The sequence below is a fragment of the Streptomyces sp. NPDC003011 genome (assembly GCF_053591515.1).
Genome location: NZ_JBSFTY010000011.1, coordinates 112,010 through 137,989, shown reverse-complemented (window position 1 = coordinate 137,989; position 25,980 = coordinate 112,010). Strand labels below are relative to the sequence as shown.

At 71.5% G+C, this 25,980-nt stretch carries 19 protein-coding genes and 2 pseudogenes; 5 read left to right on the top strand and 16 right to left on the bottom strand.

Annotated elements, in window-relative coordinates; translation table 11 throughout:
• The 5 genes and pseudogenes from ACWD0J_RS08680 to tkt all read right to left on the bottom strand — a co-directional run.
• A pseudogene (locus ACWD0J_RS08680) lies at positions 1 to 267 on the bottom strand (glucose-6-phosphate isomerase); the annotation flags it as partial.
• Positions 260 to 1,195: a glucose-6-phosphate dehydrogenase assembly protein OpcA gene (gene opcA, locus ACWD0J_RS08675; RefSeq protein WP_451495026.1), complete on the bottom strand. Its 936-nt coding sequence runs from the start codon at positions 1,193 to 1,195 to the stop codon at positions 260 to 262. The gene opcA and the pseudogene ACWD0J_RS08680, both read right to left, overlap by 8 nt.
• The gene (zwf, locus tag ACWD0J_RS08670) at positions 1,192 to 2,868 is read right to left on the bottom strand and encodes a glucose-6-phosphate dehydrogenase (protein WP_451495025.1); all 1,677 of its coding nucleotides are present in this window, start codon (positions 2,866 to 2,868) and stop codon (positions 1,192 to 1,194) included. The genes opcA and zwf overlap by 4 nt, the downstream gene beginning before the upstream one ends.
• Positions 2,865 to 4,010, bottom strand: coding sequence for a transaldolase (gene tal, locus ACWD0J_RS08665; protein WP_451495024.1), 1,146 nt, complete (start codon positions 4,008 to 4,010; stop codon positions 2,865 to 2,867). Before tal ends, zwf begins: the two co-directional genes overlap by 4 nt.
• A gap of 19 nt (positions 4,011 to 4,029) precedes the next feature.
• Positions 4,030 to 6,105: a transketolase gene (gene tkt / locus ACWD0J_RS08660; RefSeq protein ID WP_451495023.1), complete on the bottom strand. Its 2,076-nt coding sequence runs from the start codon at positions 6,103 to 6,105 to the stop codon at positions 4,030 to 4,032.
• A 146-nt stretch (positions 6,106 to 6,251) separates the two neighbouring features.
• Here tkt and ACWD0J_RS08655 point away from each other — a divergent pair, with 146 nt between their 5' ends.
• Entirely contained in the window at positions 6,252 to 7,157 is a 906-nt protein-coding gene (locus tag ACWD0J_RS08655) for a helix-turn-helix domain-containing protein (protein WP_451495022.1), read from the top strand.
• A gap of 121 nt (positions 7,158 to 7,278) precedes the next feature.
• On the opposite strand, the gene ACWD0J_RS08650 is transcribed toward ACWD0J_RS08655, so the two are convergent.
• The 5 genes from ACWD0J_RS08650 to ACWD0J_RS08630 form a co-directional block, all read right to left on the bottom strand.
• Positions 7,279 to 8,514: a L,D-transpeptidase gene (locus tag ACWD0J_RS08650; protein ID WP_451495021.1), complete on the bottom strand. Its 1,236-nt coding sequence runs from the start codon at positions 8,512 to 8,514 to the stop codon at positions 7,279 to 7,281.
• A 106-nt stretch (positions 8,515 to 8,620) separates the two neighbouring features.
• Positions 8,621 to 9,439 carry a hypothetical protein gene (locus ACWD0J_RS08645; protein ID WP_451495020.1) on the bottom strand — a complete coding sequence of 273 codons (819 nt, stop codon included), beginning with the start codon at positions 9,437 to 9,439 and terminating at the stop codon, positions 8,621 to 8,623.
• A 17-nt stretch (positions 9,440 to 9,456) separates the two neighbouring features.
• The gene (locus ACWD0J_RS08640; RefSeq protein WP_451495019.1) at positions 9,457 to 10,722 is read right to left on the bottom strand and encodes a glycosyltransferase family 4 protein; all 1,266 of its coding nucleotides are present in this window, start codon (positions 10,720 to 10,722) and stop codon (positions 9,457 to 9,459) included.
• Between the two features lie 102 nt (positions 10,723 to 10,824).
• Entirely contained in the window at positions 10,825 to 11,652 is an 828-nt protein-coding gene (locus ACWD0J_RS08635) for an IclR family transcriptional regulator (protein ID WP_451495018.1), read from the bottom strand.
• 4 nt (positions 11,653 to 11,656) lie between these two features.
• Entirely contained in the window at positions 11,657 to 12,208 is a 552-nt protein-coding gene (locus tag ACWD0J_RS08630) for a MarR family winged helix-turn-helix transcriptional regulator (RefSeq protein ID WP_451495017.1), read from the bottom strand.
• Positions 12,209 to 12,400: 192 nt separating this feature from the next.
• On the opposite strand from ACWD0J_RS08630, the gene ACWD0J_RS08625 reads away from it, so the two are divergent.
• Genes ACWD0J_RS08625 through ACWD0J_RS08610 form a run of 4 tightly spaced genes read left to right on the top strand, consistent with a single transcriptional unit; the run spans position 12,401 to position 16,208 of the window.
• On the top strand, positions 12,401 to 13,318 hold the full coding sequence (locus tag ACWD0J_RS08625) for an SDR family NAD(P)-dependent oxidoreductase (RefSeq protein ID WP_451495016.1): 918 nt from the start codon (positions 12,401 to 12,403) through the stop codon (positions 13,316 to 13,318).
• Positions 13,318 to 14,205 (top strand): amidohydrolase family protein, encoded by an 888-nt coding sequence (locus tag ACWD0J_RS08620; protein WP_451495015.1) that lies wholly within the window; start codon positions 13,318 to 13,320, stop codon positions 14,203 to 14,205. Before ACWD0J_RS08625 ends, ACWD0J_RS08620 begins: the two co-directional genes overlap by 1 nt.
• 13 nt (positions 14,206 to 14,218) lie before the next feature.
• Positions 14,219 to 15,724 carry an acyl-CoA synthetase gene (locus tag ACWD0J_RS08615; protein WP_451495014.1) on the top strand — a complete coding sequence of 502 codons (1,506 nt, stop codon included), beginning with the start codon at positions 14,219 to 14,221 and terminating at the stop codon, positions 15,722 to 15,724.
• 28 nt (positions 15,725 to 15,752) lie between these two features.
• Positions 15,753 to 16,208 carry a MaoC family dehydratase gene (locus tag ACWD0J_RS08610; RefSeq protein ID WP_451495013.1) on the top strand — a complete coding sequence of 152 codons (456 nt, stop codon included), beginning with the start codon at positions 15,753 to 15,755 and terminating at the stop codon, positions 16,206 to 16,208.
• Between the two features lie 76 nt (positions 16,209 to 16,284).
• On the opposite strand, the pseudogene ACWD0J_RS08605 reads toward ACWD0J_RS08610, so the two are convergent.
• From ACWD0J_RS08605 to ACWD0J_RS08580, 6 genes and pseudogenes are all read right to left on the bottom strand, one after another.
• Positions 16,285 to 17,955: pseudogene (locus tag ACWD0J_RS08605) on the bottom strand (PHP domain-containing protein).
• Positions 17,956 to 17,975: 20 nt separating this feature from the next.
• Positions 17,976 to 19,808, bottom strand: a complete 1,833-nt coding sequence (locus ACWD0J_RS08600) for a LamG-like jellyroll fold domain-containing protein (protein ID WP_451495012.1) — start codon at positions 19,806 to 19,808, stop codon at positions 17,976 to 17,978.
• A gap of 47 nt (positions 19,809 to 19,855) precedes the next feature.
• Positions 19,856 to 22,828: a glycoside hydrolase family 2 TIM barrel-domain containing protein gene (locus tag ACWD0J_RS08595; RefSeq protein WP_451495011.1), complete on the bottom strand. Its 2,973-nt coding sequence runs from the start codon at positions 22,826 to 22,828 to the stop codon at positions 19,856 to 19,858.
• Positions 22,825 to 23,661, bottom strand: coding sequence for a carbohydrate ABC transporter permease (locus ACWD0J_RS08590; protein WP_451495010.1), 837 nt, complete (start codon positions 23,659 to 23,661; stop codon positions 22,825 to 22,827). Before ACWD0J_RS08590 ends, ACWD0J_RS08595 begins: the two co-directional genes overlap by 4 nt.
• 14 nt (positions 23,662 to 23,675) lie before the next feature.
• Positions 23,676 to 24,638, bottom strand: coding sequence for a carbohydrate ABC transporter permease (locus ACWD0J_RS08585; protein ID WP_451495009.1), 963 nt, complete (start codon positions 24,636 to 24,638; stop codon positions 23,676 to 23,678).
• Positions 24,638 to 25,924 carry an extracellular solute-binding protein gene (locus ACWD0J_RS08580; RefSeq protein ID WP_451495008.1) on the bottom strand — a complete coding sequence of 429 codons (1,287 nt, stop codon included), beginning with the start codon at positions 25,922 to 25,924 and terminating at the stop codon, positions 24,638 to 24,640. The genes ACWD0J_RS08585 and ACWD0J_RS08580 overlap by 1 nt, the downstream gene beginning before the upstream one ends.
• Between the last annotated feature and the right edge of the window lie 56 nt (positions 25,925 to 25,980).

Below are 25,980 nucleotides of genomic sequence, written 5' to 3'. Positions count from 1 at the left end.
CATGGCGTCCCGCAGCCCGGACACGCCGGTCGCGGCGGCCAGTTCCCGCAGCAGCCGCAGCGTCTCGTCGGTGACCAGGTGCTTGGAGTAGTCGACGCGCAGGTCTCCCACGCGGACGACGTAGCGCTCCGCGCGCCCGGGGTCCGTCGCGAACAGGTCGCGCAGACGCGTGTGCCACTGGGCGCGGTGGTCCTCCAGGGCGGCCCACTCCGGCCGGCGGGTGAGCCGGGAGGAGCCGGCGGGGACGTCGGAAGGGGAGTCAGACATGAGCAGGGGTCTCCTTGGTGGCCTCGCCGCGCAGGGCGATGGCGTACATCTCGTCCGCGTCGAGGCGCCGCAGCTCCTCGGCGATGAGTTCGGAGGTGGTACGGACCTTCAGCGCGAGGGTGCGCGAAGGCTGGCCGGGCAGGGACAGCGTCGCCAGCGGGCCCTCGGGGCGGTCGATGACGATCTCGCCGTTCTCGGTGCCGAGCCGTACGGCCGTCACGACCGGTCCCGCGGTGACGACCCGGTCGACCCGGACGCCGAGGCGGGCCTCCAGCCAGCGGGCCAGCAGCTCGGCCGCCGGGTTCTCCTCCTCGGCCTCCACGGCCGCCGAGATCACTTTCACCCGGGCCTGGTCCATGGCCGCGGCCAGCATCGAGCGCCACGGCGTGAGCCGGGTCCAGGCGAGGTCGGTGTCGCCGGGCGCGTAGGAACGCACCCGGGTGTCCAGCACCTGGAGCGGGTTCGCCACCGCGTACAGGTCGGTGATCCGGCGCTGGGCCAGCGCGCCCAGCGGGTCCTTCGCCGGGTTCTCCGGCGCGTCCACCGGCCACCACACGACGACCGGGGCGTCCGGCAGCAGCAGCGGCAGCACGACGGAGTCGGCGTGGTCGGACACCTCGCCGTACGTCCGCAGGATCACCGTCTCGCCGGTGCCCGCGTCGGCGCCCACCCGCACCTCGGCGTCGAGGCGGGAACTGGTGCGGTCGCGCGCGTTGCGGGCGTGCCGCTTGATGACGACCAGGGTGCGCGAGGGGTGCTCGTGCGAGGCCTCCTCGGCGGCCTTGATCGCGTCGTAGGCGTTCTCCTCGTCCGTGACGATCACCATCGTCAGGACCATGCCCACGGCCGGTGTGCCGATGGCGCGGCGACCCTGCACCAGCGCCTTGTTGATCTTGCTTGCCGTGGTGTCGGTCAGGTCGATCTTCATGGCCTGCGCCAGCTCCGTCCGTCTCGTGCGAGCATCTCGTCGGCTTCCCCGGGTCCCCAGCTGCCCGACGCGTACTGCGCCGGCCTGCCGTGGTTCGCCCAGTACTCCTCGATCGGGTCGAGGATCTTCCAGGACTCTTCCACTTCCTGGTGACGGGGGAACAGGTTGGCGTCCCCGAGGAGGACGTCCAGGATGAGGCGCTCGTACGCCTCCGGACTGGACTCGGTGAACGACTCGCCGTAGGCGAAGTCCATCGACACGTCCCGGATCTCCATCGAGGTGCCCGGCACCTTGGAGCCGAACCGGACCGTCATGCCCTCGTCGGGCTGGACGCGGATGACGATCGCGTTCTGCCCGAGCTCCTCGGTGGCGGTGGAGTCGAAGGGGGAGTGCGGCGCCCGCTTGAAGACCACCGCGATCTCGGTGACCCGGCGGCCCAGCCGTTTGCCGGTGCGCAGGTAGAAGGGGATGCCCGCCCAGCGGCGGTTGTCCACCTCCAGCTTGATGGCCGCGTACGTGTCGGTCTTCGACGCGGGGTCGATGCCCTCCTCCTGGAGGTACCCGGGCACCTTCGCGCCGCCCTGCCAGCCCTCGGCGTACTGCGCCAGCACGGTGTGCTCGCCCAGGTTCTCCGGCAGCCGCACCGACTTGAGCACCTTGAGCTTCTCGGTGAGCAGCGACTCGGCGTCGAAGGCGATCGGCTCCTCCATGGCGGTCAGGGCCATCAGCTGGAGCAGGTGGTTCTGGATGACGTCCCGGGCGGCGCCGATGCCGTCGTAGTAGCCGGCCCGGCCGCCGATGCCGATGTCCTCGGCCATCGTGATCTGCACGTGGTCGACGTACGACCGGTTCCAGATCGGCTCGTACATCTGGTTGGCGAAGCGCAGCGCCAGGATGTTCTGGACGGTCTCCTTGCCGAGGTAGTGGTCGATCCGGAACACCTGGTCCGGCTCGAACACGTCGTGCACGAGCGCGTTCAGCTCACGGGCGCTCTTCAGGTCCCGCCCGAACGGCTTCTCGATGACCGCGCGCCGCCAGGAGCCCTCCTGCGCGTCGGCCAGCCCGTGCTTCTTCAGCTGCCGGACGACCTTCGGGAAGAACTTCGGCGGTACGGAGAGATAGAAGGCGTAGTTGCCGCTCGTGCCGCGCGAGGCGTCCAGCTCCTCCACGGCGGACCGCAGTTGCTTGAACGCGGTGTCGTCGTCGAAGTCGCCGGGGATGAACCGCATGCCCTCGGCCAGCTGCTGCCAGACCTCCTCGCGGAAGTCGGTGCGCGCGTGTTCGCGGACCGCGTCGTGCACGACCTGCGCGAAGTCCTGGTCCTCCCAGTCCCGGCGGGCGAACCCGACCAGCGAGAAACCCGGCGGCAGCAGCCCGCGGTTGGCCAGGTCGTAGACGGCCGGCATCAGCTTCTTGCGGGACAGGTCCCCGGTGACACCGAAGATGACGAGCCCGGAGGGGCCGGCGATCTGGGGGAGCCGGCGGTCGCCGGCGTCCCGCAGGGGGTTGGACCAGTCGTCGGCGGACAGGGCCGGGACGCCCGCCGCCGGCCCGACCGCTTTGGTCTGCCCGGCGGCCTTGTTCTTGCCGGCCGGCCCGCTCTCCTCGGCCGGCTTGATCTTCCCGGCCGGTTTGGTCTTCCCGGCCGTCGTCTCGGGACGCTTCTTGCTCATTTCCCGTCAACCCCCTTGCTGTTCAAGGACTTCGTCACGGCGTTCAGCAGGTCCTGCCAGGCCGTCTCGAACTTGGCGACGCCCTCCTCCTCCAGCTGCCGCACGACCTCGTCGTAGGAGATCCCGAGCCGCTGCACGGCGGCCAGGTCGGCACGGGCCCGCGGGTAGCCGCCGGTCACGGTGTCGCCGGTGATGTCGCCGTGGTCGGCGGCGGCGTTCAGCGTCGCCTCGGGCATCGTGTTGACCGTGCCGGGCGCGACCAGCTCGTCGACGTACAGGGTGTCCTTGTACGCCGGGTCCTTCACCCCGGTCGACGCCCACAGCGGACGCTGCCTGGTGGCCCCGGCCCGGGCCAGGGCCGTCCAGCGCTCACCGGCGAAGACGTGCTCGTACGCCTCGTAGGCGAGCCGCGCGTTGGCGAGGGCCGCCCTGCCTCTGAGGGCCAGGGCCTCGTCCGTGCCGAGCACGGTCAGCCGCTTGTCGATCTCGGCGTCGACGCGGGAGACGAAGAAGGAGGCCACCGAGTGGATCCCGGAGAGGTCCAGGCCGCGCTCCCGGGCCTTCTCCAGGCCGGCGAGGTAGGCGTCCATGACCTCGCGGTAGCGCCCCAGAGAGAAGATCAGCGTGACGTTGACGCTGATGCCGAGGCCGATGACCTCGGTGATCGCCGGGAGGCCGGCCTTCGTCGCCGGGATCTTGATCATCACGTTGGGGCGGTCGACCAGCCAGGCGAGCTGCTTGGCCTCGGCGACGGTGGCCGCCGTGTCGTGGGCGAGGCGCGGGTCGACCTCGATGGAGACCCGGCCGTCCCGGCCGCCAGAGGCGGTGTATGCAGAATGCAGGATATCGGCGGCCGCGCGCACGTCGGTGGTCGTGAGCATCCGCACGGCCTCGTCGACCGTGACGCCCCGCACGGCGAGGTCGGTGAGCTGCTCCTCGTACCCCTCACCGGAGCCGATCGCGGCCTGGAAGATGGACGGGTTGGTGGTGACGCCCACCACGTGCCGGTGCGCGACGAGTCCGGCGAGGTCGCCGGACTCGATCCGCCGGCGCGACAGGTCGTCCAGCCAGATGGACACGCCCTCGTCGGACAGGCGCTTGAGTGCTCCCGCGGGTGCGGTCGCTTCGGTCACTGTGATCATCTTCTTTCGGGCGATCGGATCAACCGCGAGCGGCGGCCAGGGATTCCCGGGCCGCGGCGGCGACGTTCTCGGCGGTGAAGCCGTACTCGGCGAACAGGGTCTTCGCGTCGGCGGAGGCGCCGAAGTGTTCGAGGGAGACGATGCGTCCTGCGTCACCCACGAACCGGTACCACGTGAGACCGATCCCGGCCTCGACCGCGACGCGGGCCCTCACGGACGGCGGAAGGACGCGTTCGCGGTACTCCCTCGGCTGCTCCTCGAACCACTCCACGGACGGCATCGACACCACCCGGGTGCCGATGCCCTCGGCCTCCAGCAGCTCCCGCGCGGCGACCGCGAGCTGCACCTCGGAACCGGTGCCGATCAGGACGACGTCGGGCACCTGGCCGGAGGACTCCCGCAGGACGTAACCGCCGCGCGCCGCGTCCTCGTCGGGCGCGTACGTCGGCACGCCCTGGCGGGTGAGCGCGAGGCCGTGCGGGGCCGGGTCGGTGGCGTGGCGCCTGAGGATCTCGGCCCAGGCGATCGCGGTCTCGTTGGCGTCGGCGGGACGGACCACGTTCAGGCCCGGGATCGCGCGCAGCGACGCGAGGTGCTCCACCGGCTGGTGGGTCGGCCCGTCCTCGCCGAGACCGATGGAGTCGTGCGTCCACACGTACGTCACCGGCAGCTGCATCAGCGCCGACAGCCGCACCGCGTTGCGCATGTAGTCGGAGAAGACCAGGAAGGTGCCGCCGTAGACGCGGGTGTTGCCGTGCAGGGCGATGCCGTTCATCTCCGCGGCCATGGAGTGCTCGCGGATGCCGAAGTGGATGGTGCGGCCGTACGGGTCGGCCTCCGGCAGCGGGTTGCCCTCGGGCAGGAAGGAACTGGTCTTGTCGATGGTGGTGTTGTTCGAGCCGGCCAGGTCGGCGGAGCCGCCCCACAGCTCGGGCAGGACCGCGCCGAGCGTCTGGAGCACCTTGCCGGACGCGGCGCGCGTGGCGAGCGCCTTGCCCTCCTCGAACACCGGCAGAGCGTCCTGCCAGCCCTCGGGCAGCTGACCGGCGACGACGCGGTCGAAGAGCTTCGCCCGCTCGGGCTGCTCGCCGCGCCACGCGTCGATCCGCTTGTCCCAGGCGGCGTGCGCCTCGGCGCCCCGGTCCAGGGCCCGGCGGGTGTGGGCGAGGACGTCGTCGGCCACCTCGAAGCTCCGGTCCGGATCGAAGCCGAGCAGGCGCTTGGTGGCGGCGACCTCGTCCGCGCCGAGCGCGGAGCCGTGCGCCGCCTCGGTGTTCTGCGCGTTCGGCGCCGGCCAGGCGATGATCGTGCGCATCGCGATGATCGAGGGACGCCCGCTCTCGGCCTGCGCGGCCCTCAGCGCCGCGTACAGCGCGTGGACGTCGATGTCGCCGTCCTCGCCGGGCTCGATCCGCTGCGTGTGCCAGCCGTACGCCTCGTACCGCTTGAGCACGTCCTCGGAGAAGGCGGTCGCGGTGTCGCCCTCGATGGAGATGTGGTTGTCGTCGTAGAGGAAGACGAGGTTGCCGAGCCTTTGGTGGCCGGCCAGCGAGGACGCCTCGGCGGAGATGCCCTCCTCCAGGTCGCCGTCGGAGACGATCCCCCAGACGGTGTGGTCGAAGGGGGAGGTGCCCTCGGGGGCGTCCGGGTCGAACAGGCCGCGCTCGTAGCGGGCGGCCATCGCCATGCCCACCGCGTTGGCGACGCCCTGGCCGAGCGGTCCGGTGGTCGTCTCGACGCCCGCGGTGTGCCCGTACTCGGGGTGACCGGGTGTCTTCGACCCGTGGGTGCGGAACGCCTTGAGATCGTCCAGCTCCAGCTCGTACCCGGCCAGGAAGAGCTGGGTGTAGAGGGTCAGCGAGGTGTGCCCGGGGGACAGCACGAAGCGGTCACGGCCCGTCCACTCCGGGTCGGCCGGATCATGCCGCATCACCTTCTGGAAGAGGGTGTAGGCCGCCGGTGCCAGGCTCATCGCGGTGCCGGGGTGACCGTTGCCCACCCGCTGGACGGCGTCGGCCGCCAGAAGACGGGCGGTGTCGACGGCACGCCGGTCGGTTTCGGTCCATTCGAAGGTGTCCGGTGTCTGCGTGCTCATCTTCAAGAAGTCCTCGGTAGGAGCGAAGTGGCTGGTCTGACGTGTTCAAACTTAAAAGTCTGACTTTTACGGGGGAAGGTCGGCGTGTGCCAGCCTGTGGTGAAAGTGGGACACGCACGGCGCGATCGAGGCGGCACGAGAAGGACATGACGGACAGAACCATCCAAGCCGGAGCCGGTGACGGCGGCACTGACGGGATCAGAACGTTCCCCTTCCCGGTCGAGCTGAGCGTCGGCGGCGTCGGCATGCAGGTCGGCCCGATGGGAACCGGCCGTACCTGGCACGCCGACGCGCCCCTGCACCGCGTCCACCGCATCGACTTCCACGTCGTGATGCTCTTCGACGACGGCCCCGTCCACCACATGATCGACTTCGCCGAGTACGAGGCCGGGGCCGGCGACGTGCTGTGGATCCGCCCGGGGCAGGTCCACCGCTTCTCGCCCGCGAGCGAGTACCGCGGAACCGTCCTGACCATGCAACCGGGCTTTCTGCCCCGCGACACGGTCGAGGCCGCCGGCCTGTACCGCTACGACCTGCCGCCCCTGCTGCACCCCGACGGACCCCGGCTCGCCGCGATCCGGGCCGCCCTCGCCCAGCTGCGGCGCGAGTACGAGGACGCGAGCACCCTCCCGCCGAGCCTGCACACGTCGGTCCTGCGCCACTCGCTCACGGCGTTCCTGCTCCGCCTGGCCCATCTCGCGACGACCTCGGCGGAGGCGGCCCGGCTCACGGCGGACACCACCTTCACCCTCTTCCGGCAGGCGGTCGAGCAGGGCTTCGCCACCAACCACAGCGTCAGCGCCTACGCGGACGCCCTCGGCTACTCCCGCCGCACCCTGGTGCGCGCGGTCCGCGCCGCCACCGGCGAGACCCCCAAGGGCTTCATCGACAAACGCGTGATCCTGGAGGCCAAACGCCTCCTCGCCCACACGGACCTCCCCATCGGCCGCGTCGGCGCGGCGGTCGGCTTCCCGGACGCGGCGAACTTCTCCAAGTTCTTCCACCAGCACACCGACATGACGCCGGCGGGGTTCCGGGCGGAGCTGCGCTGACCGGCGACAGCGCACGGAGAGTGTCTCCGCGGCACGGAGAAGAGGCCCCACGCGCGCGTGGAGCCCCTCGGGAAACGGGAAAGCCGGCGGTCAGCGACCGAAGGTGGACCAGTCGAATGAGCTAGAGCGCGCTGCCCGCCTTCCAGTCCTCCCAGGACAGGTTCCAGCCGTTGAGCCCGTTGGCGGGGTCCACCGTGTCCTCGCCGGAGTTCCGCACGACGACCACGTCCCCGAGCATCGAGCTCTCGTAGAACCGGCAGCCGTCCGCGGACGGGTCGTCCGCGCCCTTGGCGTCGTGCAGGCCGATGCAGCCGTGGCTGGTGTTCTCGCCGCCGAACACCGAGGCCGACGCCCAGTAGTTGCCGTGGACGAAGGTGCCGGACGTGGTCAGACGCTGGGCGTGCGGGACGTCCGCGATGTCGTACTCGTCGCCGAGGCCGACCGTGGAGGACTCCATGCGGGTCTGCTCCAGCCGCTCGCTGATCACCATGATCCCGGACCAGGTGGGGTGCTCGGCGTCGCCGCCGGTGACCGGGTAGGTGGCGTATGCCGATCCGTCGCGCTCGATCGTCATCTGTCCGGTGGTGAGGTCGACCGTGCTGATCTGGCTGCGGCCGATGTGGAAGGTGACGTCCTTCGACTGTATACCGTAGACACCATCCGATCCCTCGACGTCCTTCCACCGCAGACCGAGGGTGATCGTCGTCCCGGCCGCCCAGTACGTCCGGGGCCGGAAGTCGAGGCGGGTGTCGCTGAACCAGTGCCCCACCACCTCGACCGCGGGCTCGGCGGTCACCGTGACCGCCTTCTCCACCGCGGCCTTGTCGGTCACCGCGTGCGTGAAGGTGATCGACACGGGCATGCCGACGCCGGAGGTGGAGCCCGCCTCGGGGGTGCAGGAGCCGGCGAACGTCTCCCCGGGCGACTTCGTGGTGAAGGACGCGGTCTTCTCGGCGCCGCCCTCGGTCGCCGCGGTGACCGTGTACTTCGTCCCCGAGTACGGGTTCCTCGACGAGGTCCAGGTGGTCCGGGCGTCGTCGAACGAGCCGGGGAGGGTGGAGCCGTCGTTCCCGGTGACCTTCACGGAGGCGAACGTGCCGCCGGTCACGGTGACCTCGACGGGGCGCGTGAAGGACGCCTTCGTGGTGCCGTCGGCAGGTGTCACCGAGAGCACCGCCTCCCGCGTGCCCGGCTGCCTGGACGCGGTCGCCCCCGTTCCCTCCGCCGCACCCGCCGGACTGCCGCATCCTGACAGTACGGCAGCGGTCGGCAGCACTCCGAGCGCGGTGAGCACCCCGCGCCGGGACCACCTCCGCGACTGCGGCTCGGACCGGTTCGATGTGTGCGGGACGCCCACGGCACGCCTTCCTGAGATATCCGTCTTTGCGGATGCATCGTGCGCCTCGTACCTGGGACGATCCTGTGAAACGGCGTTCCGCTGTCTGGGACTCCGGTGGGAGACCTCAGCCGGCCGCCTTCCTCACCTCCACGGCGAGGTCGTTGTCGACCGTGTAGTAGAGGTGCAGGGCGGCTCCGGCCGCGGTGACCGTCGGATAGACGAACACCTCCTTGCGGTCCGCGACGTCGTCGAGCAGACGGGCGACCCGGATCAGGGAACCCTGTGCCCCGGGCCGGACGAAGACGTCCCACACGCCGCTTCCGGTGCCCGTCCCGGCGGCCAGTTCCTCGTGGTCGACCGTGAAGGAGAAGCCCCGGCCGTCGCTCCCGGGCCGTGGCTCCAGGGTGCGCACGGTGCCGCCGCCCCGCAGGCGCAGGTGCACGACGGCTCCCGCCAGGAGCCGGGCGCCGTGCAGGCGGACGTCGACCGTCGTCGACCGGTCGGTGACGGTGACGCCGCCGGCCTCGGCGTGGGCAGGGCGCAGCCAGGCCCGCACCGCGAGATAGCCGTCCTTGGTGACGTAGGGGATCCGCACGGCGAGCGGTGCCGCCCAGTCGCGGAGGTGACCGTCGACGAGGGCCCGCAGGTCGCGCGGCCCGGGGCGCAGCCGCTGCCGCCGGGATCCCCCGTCCTGGAGCAGGTACACGTCCCACCGGCCCTCCGCGAGGACTGGCCGTGGGCCGAGGACGGCCCGCCGGCACCCGTCATCGGCGCTCTCCAGGTCCAGGACATGGAGCGTCTTCTCGGCCTGCCCCTTCTTGGGGCGCAGCCGCAGCAGCAGCTGCCGGTCCCCGGCCGGACCCGGCGGCAGGCCGAAGACGATCCGGCCGTCGGCGTCGGCCGTACAGCCCAGACGCGCTTGCGAACTCTGCTCCGCGCTCACCGCTGCTCCCTCCGCGCTCACCGCTGTCCCTTCCGTACGACGCGCAGCGCGCCGCTCGCCGCGGTGTACGCGGCGTCGCGGGCGGCGAAGCCCTGGCCGACCAGGACCCGGCGCACCCCGGCGCGTCCCCGCGCGCTCGCGCTGCCCGTCCGGCGCGCCGACACCGCCTCGGCGAGCAGACGCTCGGCCTGCTCGACCACGGGGCCGGGGGCGAACCGCCGCGCGTTCTCCAGGGCGGCGCGTCCCATCCGGCGGCGCCGCTCGTCGTCACGGACCAGGTCCAGCAGGGCGGCGCCCAGCGCGGCGCGGTCCCCGACCGGTACGAGCCGGCCGTCGACGCCGTCCTCGATGATCTCGGCGGGGCCGTAGGGGCAGTCGGTGCTGACCACCGGCAGGCCGCAGCGCATCGCCTCCACGATCGTCATGCCGAACGGCTCGAAGTTGGAGGCGGCGGCACCGATGGAGCCCTTGACCCACTCCGCCTCCATGGGGGCCGCCGCGCCCATCAGGAACACGTTGTCCCACAGCCGCAGGTCCGCGATGAGCCTGCGCAGCCGGTCGTGCTCCTCCCCCTTGCCGTAGATGCGCAGCTGCCAGTCGGGGTGTTCGGCGGCGACGTCGGCGAAGGCCCCGATGAGCAGGTCGTAGCGCTTGACCGGGACCAGCCGGCCGGCCGCGACGACCACCTTGGCGGTGCCGTCCGCGGCCGGCAGCACGGGATCCGGCACGCTGTTCGGCAGCGCCTCCACCCGTACGCCCGGCAGCCACGTCTTGCGCCGGTAGGCGGCGGCGTCGGCCTCGGTCACCGTGGTGAGCGCGTCGAGCCGGCGGTAGGCCCGGCGCAGCGTGTTCCGCAGCCGCGGCGGATGGTTGTCCAGGGTGAGGTGCTCCTGCCCCACGCGGGCGACCTGGGGCGGCGCCTGGAGCGCGAGATGCACGTTGAGCCCGGGCCGGGTGCCGATCACCACGTCGGCGTCGACCGTGGCGAGGTGCTCGCCGATCCGCTGGTCGGTCAGCTCGCTGTACTGCCCGTACCGGTACTCGGCGCGGGGGAACACCCTCGCCGGTCTCAGGTGTAACGGGTGCTCCTTCTCCTGTCTGAGATCGACCAGCGGTCGCAGTGACACCTTCGGGTCCAGCGTGAAGTTGGGGTTCTCCCGGTGCCGCAGCACGGAGACGATCTCCACCTCGTGCCGCTCCGCCAGTGCCTGGGCCAGGTTGAAGGTGGTGGTGATCGTGCCGCCGATGCCGTAGGCGTTGTGAAGGAGGAAGGAGATCTTCATGGGTGAGTAGACGGTGCCAACTCCGCCCGGGTTGTGTTCTGTTACCGCTTCGTAGCGATCAACGGCCGGGCAGGCGACGGGAGGACGGCGAACGAGGTGGCCTCAGCGCTCTCTCCCGGCCCCGGCCCCGCGGGACCCGTCCCCGGACCGGCTCCCCTCCGGCTGCCATCCCAGGGCCCGGGAGATCCCGCGCGCCGCGAGCCGCACCGCCGGGATCAGCACCGGGACCTGGGCGCCGGCCTGGGGCACCACGACCGACACGGCCGCGACCAGCGTGCCGTCCGGTCCACGCACGGGCGCGGCCACCGACAGCGCGTCCTCGGTCACCTGACGGTCACTCACCGCCACGCCCGCGCGCCGCACTTCGGCCAGCACCCGGCGCAGCCGCCCCGCGTCGGTGAGGGTGTACGGGGTGAGCGAGGCCAGCGGGCCCGCGCAGTACTCCTCCTGGAGTTCCGTTCCGCCGTACGCCAGCAGTACCAGCCCCACACCGGTGACGTGCAGCGGCCAGCGCGCCCCGACCCGGATGTGCACGCCGACCGCCGAACGCCCCGAGATCCACTCGATGTAGACGACCTCCGATCCGTCGCGGACCGCCAACTGCACGTTCTCGTGCGTCGCTTCGTACAGGTCCTCCAGGTAGGGCAGGGCGGCCTGCCGCAGCGCCAGCCCGCGCGGAGCGAGGGCCGCGACCTCCCACAGCCGCAGCCCGACGTGGTAGACGCCCTCCTCGTCCCGCTCCAGGGCACCCCACTCGGTGAGGGCGCCGACGAGCCGGTGCGCGGTGGTCAGGGTCAGCCCGGCGCGGCGGCTGATGTCCGTCAGGGACAGCGCCGGGTGGTCGTGGTCGAAGGCGGCGAGGACGGCCAGCAGCCGGCCGGGCGCGGACCGCACGGCCTGCGACAGGCCGGCGTCGGCGGTCGTCGGCACGGCGTCACCCCAGCCCGGTCTCGGCGACCCTGAGCAGCAGCGAGTGGAGCACATCGCGCTCGGCCGGGTCGAGGGGCTGGAGCAGCTCGTTGGTGACGCGCAGGCCGGCCTCGTCGGTGTCGCGCAGGAAGGCGCGGCCGTCCGCGGTGAGTACGACGATGCGGCTGCGCCGGTCGTCGGGGGAGGGGCGGCGCTCGGCGAACCCCAGCTTCTCCAGGTCGTCGACCAGGCCGACAATCGCGCTGGGGTCGTAGCCGAGGGACGTGCTCAGCTCGCGCTGCAGCGCGCCCTCGGACGTGGTGAGGAAACGCAGCAGCGCGTAGTGGCGCAGGCGCAGGCCGGACTCCTGGAGGAAGCCGTTGAACAGCTGCCCCGAGCGCAGCCCGAGCCGGTACAGCAGATAGCCGGTGTCCGCGTGCAGCCCGCGCATCCACGGCTCCTCGGCATCGACGGGGGCAGGGCCGACGGCGGTCTGTGCTGCGTGCTGCTGGCCGGCGATGGCGGGCTCCCTGGGCCGGGCCCCGGGCGGGGCGGTTCGTGCGTACGGCCCCAGCATGACGCACGGACGGGACCGCAACAACTATTGACGTCAACAATTATTGCTCTTAGCTTCGATCTCGTCGCCGCGTCACCCGTGCCTGTTCCTCACCCGAGTCGTTCATCCCGCCCTGTTCATCCCGTTCCGTTCATCCCTGTTCTGTTCATCCCTGTTCTGTTCATCTCGTTCTGTTCGTGAAGGGACCCGCCCGTGCCCAGCATCGATCTCACCGGCAAGGCCGCCGTCGTCACCGGCAGTGGCCGGGGCCTCGGCCTCGCCTACGCGCACGCTCTGGCCGCCCACGGCGCCTTGGTGGTCGTCAACGACATCGACGAGGCCGTGGCCGAGGAGGCCGTGAAGTCCATCACCGCGGCGGGCGGCACCGCCGTCGCCGAGGTGGTCCCGGTCGGTACCTCGGAGGCCGCCGACCGGCTCGTCGGGCGTGCCGTGGAGGAGTTCGGGCGGCTCGACGTCCTGGTCACCAACGCGGGCATCCTGCGCGACAAGGTGCTGTGGAAGATGACCGACGAGGACTTCGACGCGGTGATCACCACCCACCTGAAGGGCACCTTCACCTGCGCCCGCGCCGCCGCCGTCCGGATGCGCGAGCAGGGCGAGGGCGGCAGCCTGATCCTGGTCGGCTCGCCGGCCGGGCAGCGCGGCAACTTCGGGCAGACGAACTACGCCGCCGCCAAGGCCGGCATCGCCGCCATGGCCCGCACCTGGTCCATGGAACTGGGCCGCGCGCACATCACGGTCAACGCGATCGTGCCGGTCGCCGCCACCGCGATGACCGAGACCATCCCCGCCTTCGCCCCGTACGTCGAGGCCATGAAGAACGGCGAGCCGCTTCCGGACTTCCTCCGCAAGGGCGAGGGCTTCGGCACCCCCGAGGACTGCGCGGCGCTCGTTCCCTTCCTCGCCTCCGAGGCGGCCCGCGGGATCACCGGCCAGGCCATCGGCATCGGCGGCGACAAAGTGGCACTCTGGTCGCATCCGCAGGAGATCAGCGCGGCCTACGCCGACGGCGGCTGGACCCCCGACACCCTGGCCACCGCCTGGCCGACCTCGGTCGGCGCCGAACTCCAGACGGTCGGCATTGCGGCGCCCGCTCTCCCGGAGGCGTGATGGCCCTCTCCCTGAACGCCGACGACCTGGTCGCGATCGACGTGCACACCCACGCGGAGGTGTCCTCCAAGGGCCACTCCTCCCTGGACGACGACCTGCACGACGCCTCCTCCGCCTACTTCAAGGTCGAGGGCAAGCGGAAGCCGACCCTGGAGGAGACCGCCGCGTACTACCGCGAGCGGAAGATGGCGGCCGTGATCTTCACGGTGGACGCCGAGTCCGCGACCGGCACGGCCCCCGTGCCCAACGAGGAGGTCGCCGAGGCGGCCGCCGCCAACGCGGACGTCCTCATCCCCTTCGCCTCCATCGACCCCTTCCGGGGCAGGGCGGGGGTCCGGCAGGCCCGCCGCCTGGTCGAGGAGTACGGGGTGAAGGGCTTCAAGTTCCACCCCAGCATCCAGGGCTTCTTCCCCAACGACCGCTCGGTGGCCTACGGCCTCTACGAGGTGATCGAGGAGACCGGGACCATCGCGTTGTTCCACACGGGCCAGACCGGCATCGGCGCCGGAGTCCCCGGCGGGGGCGGGATCCGGCTGAAGTACTCCAACCCGCTGCACGTGGACGACGTGGCCGCGGACTTCCCGCACCTGAAGATCATCCTGGCGCATCCTTCCTTCCCCTGGCAGGACGAGGCCCTCGCCGTCGCCACGCACAAGCCGGGCGTGCACATCGACCTGTCCGGCTGGTCGCCGAAGTACTTCCCGCCGCAGCTGGTGCAGTACGCCAACACGCTGCTCAAGGACAAGGTCCTCTTCGGCTCGGACTTCCCCGTCCTGACTCCGGACCGCTGGCTCGCGGACTTCGCCAAGCTGTCGATCAAGGACGAGGTCCGGCCGAAGATCCTCAAGGAGAACGCCGCCCGCCTGCTCGGGCTGACCACACCATAAAAGGGGCGTCACGATGCGCAACGAGGGACTGGGGTCATGGCCCGCACGCCGGGCTCGCAAGACCCCGCACCGCACCGCCCTGATCCACGGTGAGCAGTCGACGGACTACCGCACACTGCATACACGCACCACCCGTCTCGCCCACGCCCTGCGCGCCCGGGGCGTCCGGCGCGGCGACCGGATCGCCTACCTCGGCCCCAACCACCCCTCCTATCTGGAGACCCTGTTCGCGGCGGGCACCCTCGGCGCGGTCTTCGTCCCGCTCAACACCCGCCTCGCGGGCCCGGAGATCGCCTACCAGCTCGCCGACTCCGGCGCCAAGGCCCTCGTCTACGGCCCGTCGTTCCAGGCCCTGGTCGCCGGGCTGCCGGGCAGCACGGACGTCCGCACCTACGTCGAGGTCGGCGCCGAGTACGAGCAGGCGCTGGCCTCGGCCGCCGCCGACCCCGTCGACGAACCGGTCGCGCCCGACGACACCTGCATCATCATGTACACCTCGGGCACGACCGGCCGCCCCAAGGGCGCGATGCTCACCCACGGCAACCTCACCTGGAACGCGATCAACGTCCTCGTCGACACCGACCTGATCGCCGACGAACGCGCCCTGGTCTCCGCCCCGTTGTTCCACACGGCCGGCCTGAACATGCTCACCCTGCCGGTTCTCCTCAAGGGCGGCACCTGCGTCCTGGTCGGGGCCTTCGAACCGGAGGCCACCTTCGACCTGGTGGAACGCCACCGGATCACCTTCATGTTCGGGGTGCCCACGATGTTCGACCAGATGGCCCGGCATCCGCGGTTCAAGGACGCCGACCTGTCGTCGCTGCGCATCCTGACCTGCGGCGGCTCCCCGGTGCCGAGCCCGCTGATCGCCGCGTACCAGGAGCGCGGCCTGACCTTCCTCCAGGGCTACGGCATGACGGAGGCGGCCCCCGGGACACTGTTCCTGGACGCCGAACACGCCGTGAGCAAGGCGGGGTCGGCCGGGGTGCCGCACTTCTTCAGCGACGTACGGGTGGTGCGGCCCGACCTCGCTCCGGCGAAGACCGGCGAGACCGGCGAGGTCGTGGTGCGCGGGCCGCACGTCATGCCCGGCTACTGGGGTCTGCCCGAGGAGACGGCCGCCGCCTTCGCCGACGGCTGGTTCCGCAGCGGGGACGCGGCCCGGGCCGACGAGGACGGCTACGTCTTCATCGTGGACCGCATCAAGGACATGATCATCTCCGGTGGGGAGAACGTGTACCCCGCCGAGATCGAGGACCTGCTCCTCACCCACCCGGACATCGTCGAGTGCGCGGTCATCGGCGTGCCCGACGACAGGTGGGGGGAGGTGCCGCGCGCGGTCGTCGTGCCGCGCGCGGGCACCTCGCCGGACCCCGGCGAGGTACTGGCCTCGCTCGCCGGACGCCTCGCCAAGTACAAGATCCCCAAGTCGGTCGTCATCGCGGACGAACTCCCGCGCACCGCCTCCGGGAAGCTCCTCAAGGCCCGGGTGCGCAAGCGCTTCGGCGCCGCCTCCTGACGCTCACCTCTCACCTAAGGACAGCCACATGGCCCTCACCGTCAACGGTCTCGACGAACTGAAGAAGCTCGCCGGAAGCGACCTGGGCACCAGCGAGTGGATCGAGGTCACGCAGGAACGGATCGACACCTTCGCCGACGCCACGGGCGACCACCAGTGGATCCACGTGGACCCCGACCGCGCGAAGGAGGGCCCGTTCGGCGCCCCCATCGCGCACGGCTACCTCACCCTGTCCCTCTTCATCCCGCTGTTCACCGAGCTGCTGGACGTCCAGGGCGTGACGACCAAGGTCAACTACGGCCTGAACAAGGTGCGTTTCCCCTCGCCGGTGAAGGCCGGCTCCCGCATCCGGCTGGTGGGCAGGCTCGCGGAGGTCGAGGAGGTGGCGGGCGGCGTGCAGATCACCGTCGACGGGACGATCGAGATCGAGGGCGGGGCCAAGCCGGCGGCGGTGCTGCGGAGCCTGTCGCGGTTCTACGCCTGAGACGGACGACGCGGGCCGGGCGAGCGGTCGGCCCGCCCGGCCCGCGAAGTCCGCCGACGAACCGGCCCCGGCTTCCTCAGGTGCCTGCCACGTCGACGAAGACGGAGTTGGAGTAGAACCACGTGTCGGCCCACGGGTCGCCGTCGCCGGGCGCGTGCGGAATCGGCCCGTGCGGGTCGACGGAGGCGCCCAGATACCCGTCGCCGTTGCGGTTGCCGTCGCTGCCGCGCAGCCGGACGTAGAAGGACTCGTCGCCCGCGGCCAGCGGGATCCGCAGGGTGTACGTCCCCTTCCGGCCGGACACGTCCGTCGACCGCACGACCCGGGTGTCGGGCGCCCGCCAGGTGTCCCGGTCGGCCACCGGGCCGCGCACCGCGCCCCGGATCACGTCCACGTGCGCCAACTCGGGCAGGATCCCACGGGCGTTGGGCCGAGAGGCCGTCGTCACGGTGACGTCCAGGGTGAGCTCGTCGCCCTTGCGTACGCGCAGCCGGCCGCCGAGGGTGACGCCCCGGCCGTGGTCGCGCTCGCGCTACAGCCGTACCTCCAGCCCGTCCAGCAGGTGCCCGTGGTCGAGCCAGACGCGGCCCGCGCGCAGGCCCGCCATCACCGCGCGGTAGCCGTAGCGGGTGACACCGACGTGGGTACGGCTGAACTGACCGGGCCAGAAGTCGCTGCCGGGCTGCGGGGTGTCCGTGTCCACCGGGTCGGGCAGCTTGCCGGTGCGGTCGAAGTCCTGGCCGGCCGGCCAGTCGCCGTTCTTCCAGGTGTCGAAGACGACGCGGTGCGCGTCCGAGTTGGCGGTGACGGAGAACAACGTGCCCTCGGCGAGCATCGCGTCCCACAGCCCGCCCACCGTCGAGGTCGTCCAGTCGAAGCCGCCGTACGTCAGGTAGGCGTCCGCCGGGTAGCCGGCCCACGACTGCGCCGACGGCTTGTTCTCGTACTCGCCGCGGATCGACGTCGTCCCGCGCCAGCCGGGGATCGCCGCGCCCTGGGCGCCCGGCGCGCCCTCCATGCCGATCATGATCTCGGGGGCCGCGTCCCGCCAGGCGCGCATCTCGTGCGGGGAGTCGATGCCCAGGCGCAGGGGGTGGTTGGCGAGGACCAGCACGTCGTCGATGTAACCGGTGCGCCGCTGCCGGGCCAGCCACCGCAGGGCCTTGACGGCGTGCGCCTCGTTGCGGGCGGTGTCCGCCGCGCCGGCGGCACCCTCGGTGTACCTGAGGAGCTTGCCGTCGTAGGCGCTCTCGAACCGGGTCAGCAGGTCGGCCTCGTGCGGGCCGGGCGCGGCGAAGACCGTGCAGTGCTCGGCGGCCGGGATGTACCACTCCAGGCCCTGGAAGATCAGCTGGCGCGGGTTCTCGGCCCGGGCCCGGAGGATCTCCGCGTGCTCCAGCGACGCCCCGTACTCGGCGTGGCCGACGTTGGAGTGCTCGGTGAACACCATCCAGTCCAGGCCGTACGCGGCGCCCGCGGCGGCCAGCTGGGAGAACGTGTACTTGGCGTCGTGGCTGTAGACGGAGTGGATGTGATGGTCGCCGACGAGATAGGCGAGGCGCGGGTCGCTGCCGCCGGGGCCCCGGCCGGACGCGGCCGCCGCGGGAACGCCCGCCGGACCGAGGGCGAAGGCCGCGCCGAACAGGCCCGCGCGGCGCAGGAGCCCGCGGCGGGAGACCCCTTGCGCGTCGAGGCCGGCGGGGGAGACGGACGGGTCGGCCCACACGGGCAGCTGCTGCTCGGTCATCGTGGTCCTCGGCGACGGGGTCAGTGGTTCATGAACTGGGTGACGGGAAGGGCGCGTTCGACGATCCGGACGTCGCCGAGCCGGCCGTACAGGATCTGGTCGATCGTGCCGGCGTACTCGTAGCCGCCCAGCAGCCACGGCAGTCCGAGCGAGGTGAGCCCGACGGCCCGGGCGTGCGGATTGCGGGCGACGGGGCAGCCCTCGACGTACAGCGTCGTGCGGGAGCCGTCGTTGACGACGGCGACGTGCCACCACACCTCCCGGGCCGTCTCGTCGCCCCAGTTCGTGGCGATGCCCTGCTGGTTGAGCGGGCGGGCCGCCCACTGCGGGCCGGGGCCGTCGGACAGGGACAGCGTGGCCAGCGGCTCGTCCGGGTCGCCCTCGGTCCGGCCCGCGGCGCCGCCCGTGCCGGTACGGCTGACCAGCCCGGACCAGGCGTTGTGGGAGGGATCCCAGTCGGCGGGGACGCGGTAGAAGGCCTCGATGGTGTAACCGGCCCTGAAGGTGGCCGCGTTGAGGGGCGCGCCGTCCACCGTGCGCAGGTAGGCGCCCTTCAGCGGCGACTTGAAGCCGTGGAACTCCAGGCTGCCGTGGCCGGGCTGGTCCGGGTGGTGGTCCGGGGACCACCCCAGGGAGCCGCCGCCCACGCTCACCACGGTCAGGTCGTTGCCGCGCCCCGACAGATCCCGGACGGTACCGGTCACCGCCTGCTCGAAACGCCAGTACGCGGCCGTGCCCGGGACCAGCATCCTCGACGCGGGCCGGGCCGGGCGCGCGGGCACCGGAGCGAACCCCGAGAACCGGTCGGCGAAGTCGATGGCGACGGAGAACCGGTCGGCGTCGCCGCTCAGTTCGATCTCCCGCCGCTCCAGCTCGTTGAGGCCCTTCGCGGCCCGGCCCAGGATCCACGGGGACACCGTCTCCACGTCGATGACGTTCCGGTCCAGGTCGAAGTGGTAGAGGCGGATCATCCCCGCGCCGCCGTAATACCGGTTCTGATAGTTCGTCAGGTGAAGGTGGACGTCATGTCCCGCCGCGTTGCGCCGGGTCGCGCGGCCGGCGGGCCAGTAGTGCCCGCTGAGGGTGAGGAAGATCTGGTCGTGGTCCTCGATCAGCCGGTCCCACAGCTGCTGCCCGTACGCGGACAGGGAGTCGTCCCCGGCGACCAGTTCGTGCGTCGTCAGGATCACGGGAGTCCTCGGGTGCCGGGCGATGACCTCCTCGGCCCACGCGTACCCCTTCGCCGACAGCCGCCAGTCCAGCGCGAGCACCATCCACTTGCGGCCGGCCGCCCCGAAGAGGTGGAAGGTGTTGTAGCCGTCCGGCGAGGCGCCGCCGAACGTCGGCCTGCCCTCGAACCGCTGCGGCCCGAAGGCGTCCAGGTACGGTGTCGCGCCCCGCTGGTCGTCGGTCGACGACTTCACGTCGTGGTTGCCGGCCAGGACGCTGTAGCCGACGCCGCGCCGGTCCAGCAGCCGGAACGCCTCGCTGATCGCGGTGATCTCGGCCCGGGCGCCGTTCTCGGTGAGGTCGCCGAGGTGGGACAGGAAGACGATGGTGTCCTCCTCGCCGTGCTCCAGCAGATGGCGCAGCGACGCCTCGACGGGCGCCTTGTCGATGCTGGGCCCGTCGAAGAGGTACTGCGTGTCGGGCATGACGGCGAGGGTGAAGCGCCGGCTGTCGGGGTCGGGCCGCCGGCCCGCCGCGGAGGCCGGGGCCGCCTCGGCGGACGCCGGCAGCGCGAGGCCCGCGGTGGCGGTGGCGCCCAGCAGGGCGGTCGCCCGCAGGAAACCGCGTCTGCCGGCACCGGCCTGCGCGGCCTCGCCCTGGTCGTGCTCATGCGAAACGCACACGTGTGCTCCGTAACACTGCGTCATGGGTGGCGGGAAGGGCGTGGGGATCAGAGCGCGCTCAGGGTCCAGCTCCAGCGGTGGACGCCCGGTGCGACGAGATAGGAGGGGAAGGTGTCCGGGCCGCACGAGGCGGTGCCCAGACCCCGGTGGGCGGCGTCGAGGTGCACCACACAGCCGGCCCGCGGGACGAGCTCGTCGTGGTGGGCCACCGCGCTCAGGTCCCCGGCGCGGTACCGGGTGACCGAAACCTGGCGCGGCTCGTCCAGCTCCACCGTCAGCCCGGTGGCGTCCGGCGCCGACAGCGTGAAGCGCCGTACGCCGTGCCGGCCGCCGCTCTCCTGCGGACGCAGATACGGGGTGAACAGCGCGTCCACGGGCACCGAGTGGTGGCCGACGGGCGCCCCGAAGGCGCGGTCCGGATACGACTCCCAGGGGCCCTGCCCGTACCACTCCATCAGGTCCAGGCCCGGCACCGTCTCGAACAGGGAGCCGACCCGGGCGACATCGGTGAGCGGGTCCGGCAGCTCGGCTGACTCCTCGACGCGCAGGCCGCCCCCGGCCTGGGTGAACACCTGCGTGTGCCTCACGACACCGGCCCGGACGGCGTACTCCGCGGACACGGTGACCCGACCCTCCGTCCGGCGCACGCCGACCACCTTGCGCACCGGCGCGTCCAGCCCCCAGGCCCGCCAGCGCGGCGCCGTCCCGCCCAGCTCGTCGTTGTCGGTCGGCGCCCGCCACAGCGACAGCGTGGGGGCGGCCGAGAGCAGGGGGTGCACCAGCAGGCCGTCGCCGTCGACCTCGATCCCGATCCCGATCCCGGTCCCGATCCCGGTCCCGGTCCCGACGGAACGTTTCCGCGCCGTCGGGACGGACCGCCTCGGGCTCGGGGAAGCCGCCCGCAGGCGCACCTGCGGCAGACACACCACCGTGCCGCGCGGCGCCCACGCCTCGTCGCCGGCGGTCGTCACCCGCAGCGTCAGCCACGCCTCCCCGCCGTCCTCGGGCAGCTCGAACGGCAGCGGCACCGCCGCCGTCCCACCCGGCCGCAGAGCGGGCAGCTCGGCCGGCGCGGTCAGCGTCCGCCCGTCGGCCAGGGCCAGCTCCCACTCGGCCGCCAGCCAGTCCAGCCCCCGGAAGTGCTGGTGGTTGCCGAGGACGACGCCCTCGTGCTCGAAGCACCCCAGGCGCACCGGCGCCGCGATCTCGCGGTGCTCGTACATCACCGGCTTCGGCGTGCGGTCGGGAAAGACCACGCCGTCCGCGATGAACGCGCCGTCGTGGACCGTCTCGCCGAAGTCGCCGCCGTACGCCCAGCGGTATCCGGGCGCGGCGACACCGTTGTCACAGAGTCCGGCGCCCCCGCGGCCGACCGGTCTTGCGTCGTTCACACGCTGCAGGATGCCGTGGTCCCAAAACTCCCAGATGAAGCCGCCCTGAAGTCCCGGGGTGGACTCGATGGCGGCCCAGTGGTCGGCGAGCGTGCCGTTGCTGTTGCCCATCGCGTGCGAGTACTCGCACTGGATGAGCGGCTTGGTCTGCTCTCCGGACAGCGCGTGCGCGACACACTCCTCCAGCGGCGCGTACATCGGACAGGCGAGGTCCGAGGCGAGGGCCGGATCCGCCCAGCCGCGCTTGGCCGCCCCCTCGTACTGCAGGGGGCGGGTCGGATCGTGCCGGCGCACCCAGCCCGCCGCCGCGTCGTGGTTGGCCCCGTAGTCGGACTCGTTGCCCAGCGACCAGACGATGACCGAGGGGTGGTTCTTGTCGCGCAGGACCATCCGGGAGACCCGGTCCACGAAGGCGTTCAGATAGCGCGGGTCGTCGGCGATCTCGTGGGCGTGGTCGTGCGACTCGATGTCGGCCTCGTCGACGACGTAGAAGCCGAGCTCGTCGGCCAGGTCGTACAGCGCCGGGTCGTTCGGGTAGTGCGCGGTGCGGATCGCGTTGAAGCCGAACCGCTTCAGCAGCACCAGGTCCGCGCGCAGGTCGTCGTACGACACCGTCCGCCCGGTCAGCGGATGGAAGTCGTGCCGGTTGACTCCCCGGATGTACACCCGCTCGCCGTTGACCAGCAGGTCCCGGCCGGCGATCTCGACGTCCCGGAAGCCGACCCGGTGGTGGGAGGCGTCGGCGACCGTGCCGTCGGCGCGGTGCAGCCGGACGGTCAGACCGTACAGCTCGGGTGTCTCGGCGTTCCAGGTGCGCACGTCCGGCACGGTGGCCGTCAGCCGCGCCTCGCCGAGGAAGTCGGAGACGCGGTCGTCCCCGGCGTTGGCCCGGTCGAACTCACGGTCCTGCGTGAGCAGGTGACCGTCCAGCTCGCCGCTGACGCACCACCCCGCGGGCAGCGCGCCGCCCGCGTCCCGCACCCGGCAGTCGACCCGCAGCTCCCCGTACCGGCCGGCGCGCACGGTCACGTCCGCGAGATGCAGCGGGTCCGTCGCGTACAGCAGCACCGAGCGCGTGACGCCGCCGTGCCACCACTGGTCCTGGTCCTCGATGTGCGAGGCGTCCGACCACTTCACCACGGTCAGCCGTACGACGGCCCGCGCGCCGGGGCGGACGACCCCCGTCAGGTCGAACTCGGCGGCCAGGTGCGAGTCCTTGGAGACGCCGACCGGCCGCCCGTCCACGTGCACCAGCAGCACGCTCTCGGCGGCCCCGACCTGGAGCGTGATCCGCCGGCCGGCCCACGCGGCGGGCACGTCCACCGTCCGCTCGTAGACACCCGTCGGATTGGCGGCGGGCGACTGCGGCGGGAATTCTGCATACGGCATACGGACGTTCGTGTACTGCGGAAGGTCGTCCGTACCCTGCATCGTCCAGACACCAGGGACGTACGACGACGACCACACGTCCGAGAGCGGCGCGTCCGGCGCCGGCAGCAGCTGGAAGCGCCAGTCGCCGTCCAGCTTCAGCGCCCCGGCGCGGCGGTCGACGGCGTTCATCGGCAACCGCCCCCAGGAGGTCACCTCGGGCGCTTCCCAGGGGCGGAGTGCCAGCAGCGGGTCCCTCAACGGATGGCCCCCTTGCCGAGGTCGCCGATGATCTGCTTCGCGCCGACCGCGAACACGATCAGCAGCGGGACCAGGGCGAGCAGCGCGCCGGTCATGACCATGCCGTAGTCGGTGGTGCCCTGGGTGCCGTTGAGCTGGGACAGCGCGACCTGGAGGGTGACGTTGTCCGGGTCGGTGAGGGCGATCAGGGGCCAGGCGTAGTCGTTCCACTGGCTCATGAAGGTGAAGATGCCGAGGAACGCCAGGCCCGGGCGGACCACCGGCAGCGCCACGTGCCAGTACTGGCGCAGGAAGCTCGCGCCGTCGATCCGGGAGGCGTCGAGGAGTTCGTCGTGGATCGCGCCCTTCATGTACTGGCGCATCCAGAAGATGCCGAACGCGTTGGCCGCCGCCGGGACGATCAGCGCGGTCATCGTGCCGATCCAGCCGATCCTCGCCATGATCACGAACTGGGGGATGGCCGCCAGCTGCGCCGGCACCATGAAGATCGCCATCATCAGCGCGAACAGCGCCCGGCGGCCGGGGAACTGGAACTTGGCGAAGACGAACGCCGCCAGCGAGTCGAAGAACAGCACCAGCACGGTCACCGAGACCGCGACCAGCAGCGAGTTGACCATCGACCCGAAGAAGTCGACGGTGTCGAAGAGATGACGGACGTTCTCCGGCAGGTGCGAGCCCGGCAGCAGCTTCGGCGGATAGGAGAAGATCTCGGTCGACGTGTGCGTCGACATGATCACGGCCCAGTAGAACGGGAAGGCCGACAGCAGCAGACCGACGACCAGGACCACGTGCAGGGCGATGCCCCGGCTCCGGTACCCCTTGATGGATGCCATGGTGAGCGGCCTTCCTATTCTTCGTCCCGGCGCCGCACCAGGCGCCAGTTGACGATCGAGAAGATGACGACGACGAGGAAGATGCCCCACGCCACGGCGGCGCCGTAGCCGAAGTCGTTGTTGTCGAAGGTCTGCTGGAAGAAGTAGAGGACCATGGTCCGGCCGGCGTGGTCGGGGCCGCCCGAGAACGTCGACTCGTTCGCCGTGGTCTGCAGCAGCACCTGGGGCTCGGCGAAGCTCTGCAGCCCGGTCACCGTCGAGACGACCAGCACGAACAGCAGCGTCGGCCGCAGCATGGGCAGCGTGATTCGGAAGAAGGTCTGCACGGGACCGGCGCCGTCCATGCGCGCCGCCTCGTACAGCTCGCCCGGGACCGTCTGGAGCCCGGCGAGGAAGATGATCGCGTTGTAGCCGGTCCACTGCCAGGTCATCAGCGTGGCGATGGCGGCCTTGATGCCCCACGGGGTGTTCAGCCACGCCACCTGGTCCAGCCCGACGGCCTGCAACAGGGCGTTCATCAGGCCGAAGTTGGTGGAGAAGATCGAACCGAAGATGATCGCGACCGCGACGATCGAGGTGACGTTCGGCAGGAAGTACGCGAAGCGGTAGACGTTCTTGAAGCGGACGGCCGAGTTGAGCATCACGGCCGTCACCATCGCCAGCGCGATCATCGGGAAGGTGGCCAGCGCCCAGATGACGATCGTGGTGCCGATCGAGCTCCAGAAGGCGCCGTCGGCCAGCAGATAGCGGTACTGCGACAGACCCGCCCACTCCATCGGGCCCAGACCGTCCCAGCGGTGGAAGGACAGGTAGAGCGAGAAACCGACGGGGATCAGGCCGAAGCAGAGGAAGAGGAGATAGAAGGGGGAGATCGCGGCGTACAGGCGCCAGTGGCTCAGGACGCCCTTCCCGGGGTGGACGGCCGGGGTCTCGGCCAGGACGGCCGGGGGCTGTTCGAGCAGGGGAGCGGTGGCCATCAGTGGCTCACCCCCAGGTGGTCCGCGATGCGCCGGCAGGTGCTCATGGCGTCCTTCCATGCCGTGTCCGGGTTCTTGCCGAGGACGCCGACGTTCTTGATCTCGTCCCGGATCGGCTGTCCGAGGGCGATGTCGAACGGGCTGTTGGAGGAGACCGGGATCTTCTCGGCGGCCGGTCCGAAGACGTCCATCGTGATCTGGCCGCCGAAGAACGGGTCCGGCTCGCGCAGCTTCTTCATCTCGTACGAGGCGGGCGTCGACGGGAACAGCCCGGCGTCGACGAAGCCCTGGGCCTGGTTGCCAGCGTTGAGCATCCAGGTGATGATCTCGAAGGCCCGCTCGGGTTCCCGGCACGCCCTGGTGATCGCGAGGAACGAGCCGCCGACGTTCGACGGGCCGCCGGGACAGCTCGCCACCCGCCACCTGCCCGCCGTCTTCGGCACGCCGAGCTTCAGGTCGCCGGCCGCCCAGGAGGCGTTGAGCGCGCTGGGCAGCAGCCCCCGCTCCATGGCCGAGTTGGCGTCGGGCGTGCCCGACACGATGTCCGACACGATCCCGCGCCGCTTGGCCTCCACGGCCCGGTCCCAGCAGGCGCGGACATGCTCACCGTCGCCGATGAAGTGCCGGTCCCTGTCCACGAACCGGGTGGTGCCCTGGCCGAGCGACATCTCGAAGACGCTGCCGACGTCGGTGAGCAGGAACGCCCCGGGAACACGCTTCTTCAGCCGCTCGCCCGCCGCGAAGAACGCCTCCCAGGTGTCCAGTTCCCGGGACACGTCGTCCGGCTCGTAGGGCAGGCCGGCCTTCTCGAAGACGGCGGTCTGGTAGTAGTGCACGACCGGGCCCACGTCGATGGGGAAGCCGACGAGGGTGCCGTCGTCGGCGATGCCCTGCTGCCACTTCCAGTCCAGGTACCGGCTCTTGTACTTCTCGGCGCCGAGCGTGCGCAGGTCCACGAACTGGTCGGCGTTCGGCAGGTAGGAGGCCATGTCCTCGCCCTTGAGCCCGGCGATGTCGGGGATGTGGGCGCGGCCGGTCATGGTGGTGAGCAGCTTGGACCGGTAGTAGCCGCCGATCTGCTGGGCCTTGAGGGTGACGTCCTTGCCGTAGCGGGCCTGGGCCTCCTTTACGACGGTGTCGCTCAGGCCGCCGCTCCAGTACCACAGGACCATGTTCCGGCCGGTCGAGCCGGTCGGAACGGCACAGCCGGACGCCAGGCCGCCGAGCGCCGTGGCGGCCGTACCGGCCAGGCCCGCGCGCAGCAGGCCTCTTCGTGAGAGCCGCACAGCTCCCACCGCCTTTCGGATCTGTTCGAGACGTCCCACAGGGGACGATTCAGGGT

Bases quoted from the DNA above. Each gene is read 5' to 3' on its own strand.
- ACWD0J_RS08610 (WP_451495013.1), top strand. From the start codon at position 15,753: ATGGCCCTCACCGTCAACGGTCTCGACGAACTGAAGAAGCTCGCCGGA.
- ACWD0J_RS08615 (WP_451495014.1), top strand. From the start codon at position 14,219: ATGCGCAACGAGGGACTGGGGTCATGGCCCGCACGCCGGGCTCGCAAG.
- tkt (WP_451495023.1), bottom strand. From the start codon at position 6,105: ATGAGCACGCAGACACCGGACACCTTCGAATGGACCGAAACCGACCGG.
- ACWD0J_RS08640 (WP_451495019.1), bottom strand. From the start codon at position 10,722: ATGAAGATCTCCTTCCTCCTTCACAACGCCTACGGCATCGGCGGCACG.
- ACWD0J_RS08585 (WP_451495009.1), bottom strand. From the start codon at position 24,638: ATGGCCACCGCTCCCCTGCTCGAACAGCCCCCGGCCGTCCTGGCCGAG.
- ACWD0J_RS08620 (WP_451495015.1), top strand. From the start codon at position 13,318: ATGGCCCTCTCCCTGAACGCCGACGACCTGGTCGCGATCGACGTGCAC.
- ACWD0J_RS08655 (WP_451495022.1), top strand. From the start codon at position 6,252: ATGACGGACAGAACCATCCAAGCCGGAGCCGGTGACGGCGGCACTGAC.
- ACWD0J_RS08590 (WP_451495010.1), bottom strand. From the start codon at position 23,661: ATGGCATCCATCAAGGGGTACCGGAGCCGGGGCATCGCCCTGCACGTG.
- zwf (WP_451495025.1), bottom strand. From the start codon at position 2,868: ATGAGCAAGAAGCGTCCCGAGACGACGGCCGGGAAGACCAAACCGGCC.
- tal (WP_451495024.1), bottom strand. From the start codon at position 4,010: ATGATCACAGTGACCGAAGCGACCGCACCCGCGGGAGCACTCAAGCGC.
- ACWD0J_RS08630 (WP_451495017.1), bottom strand. From the start codon at position 12,208: ATGCTGGGGCCGTACGCACGAACCGCCCCGCCCGGGGCCCGGCCCAGG.
- opcA (WP_451495026.1), bottom strand. From the start codon at position 1,195: ATGAAGATCGACCTGACCGACACCACGGCAAGCAAGATCAACAAGGCG.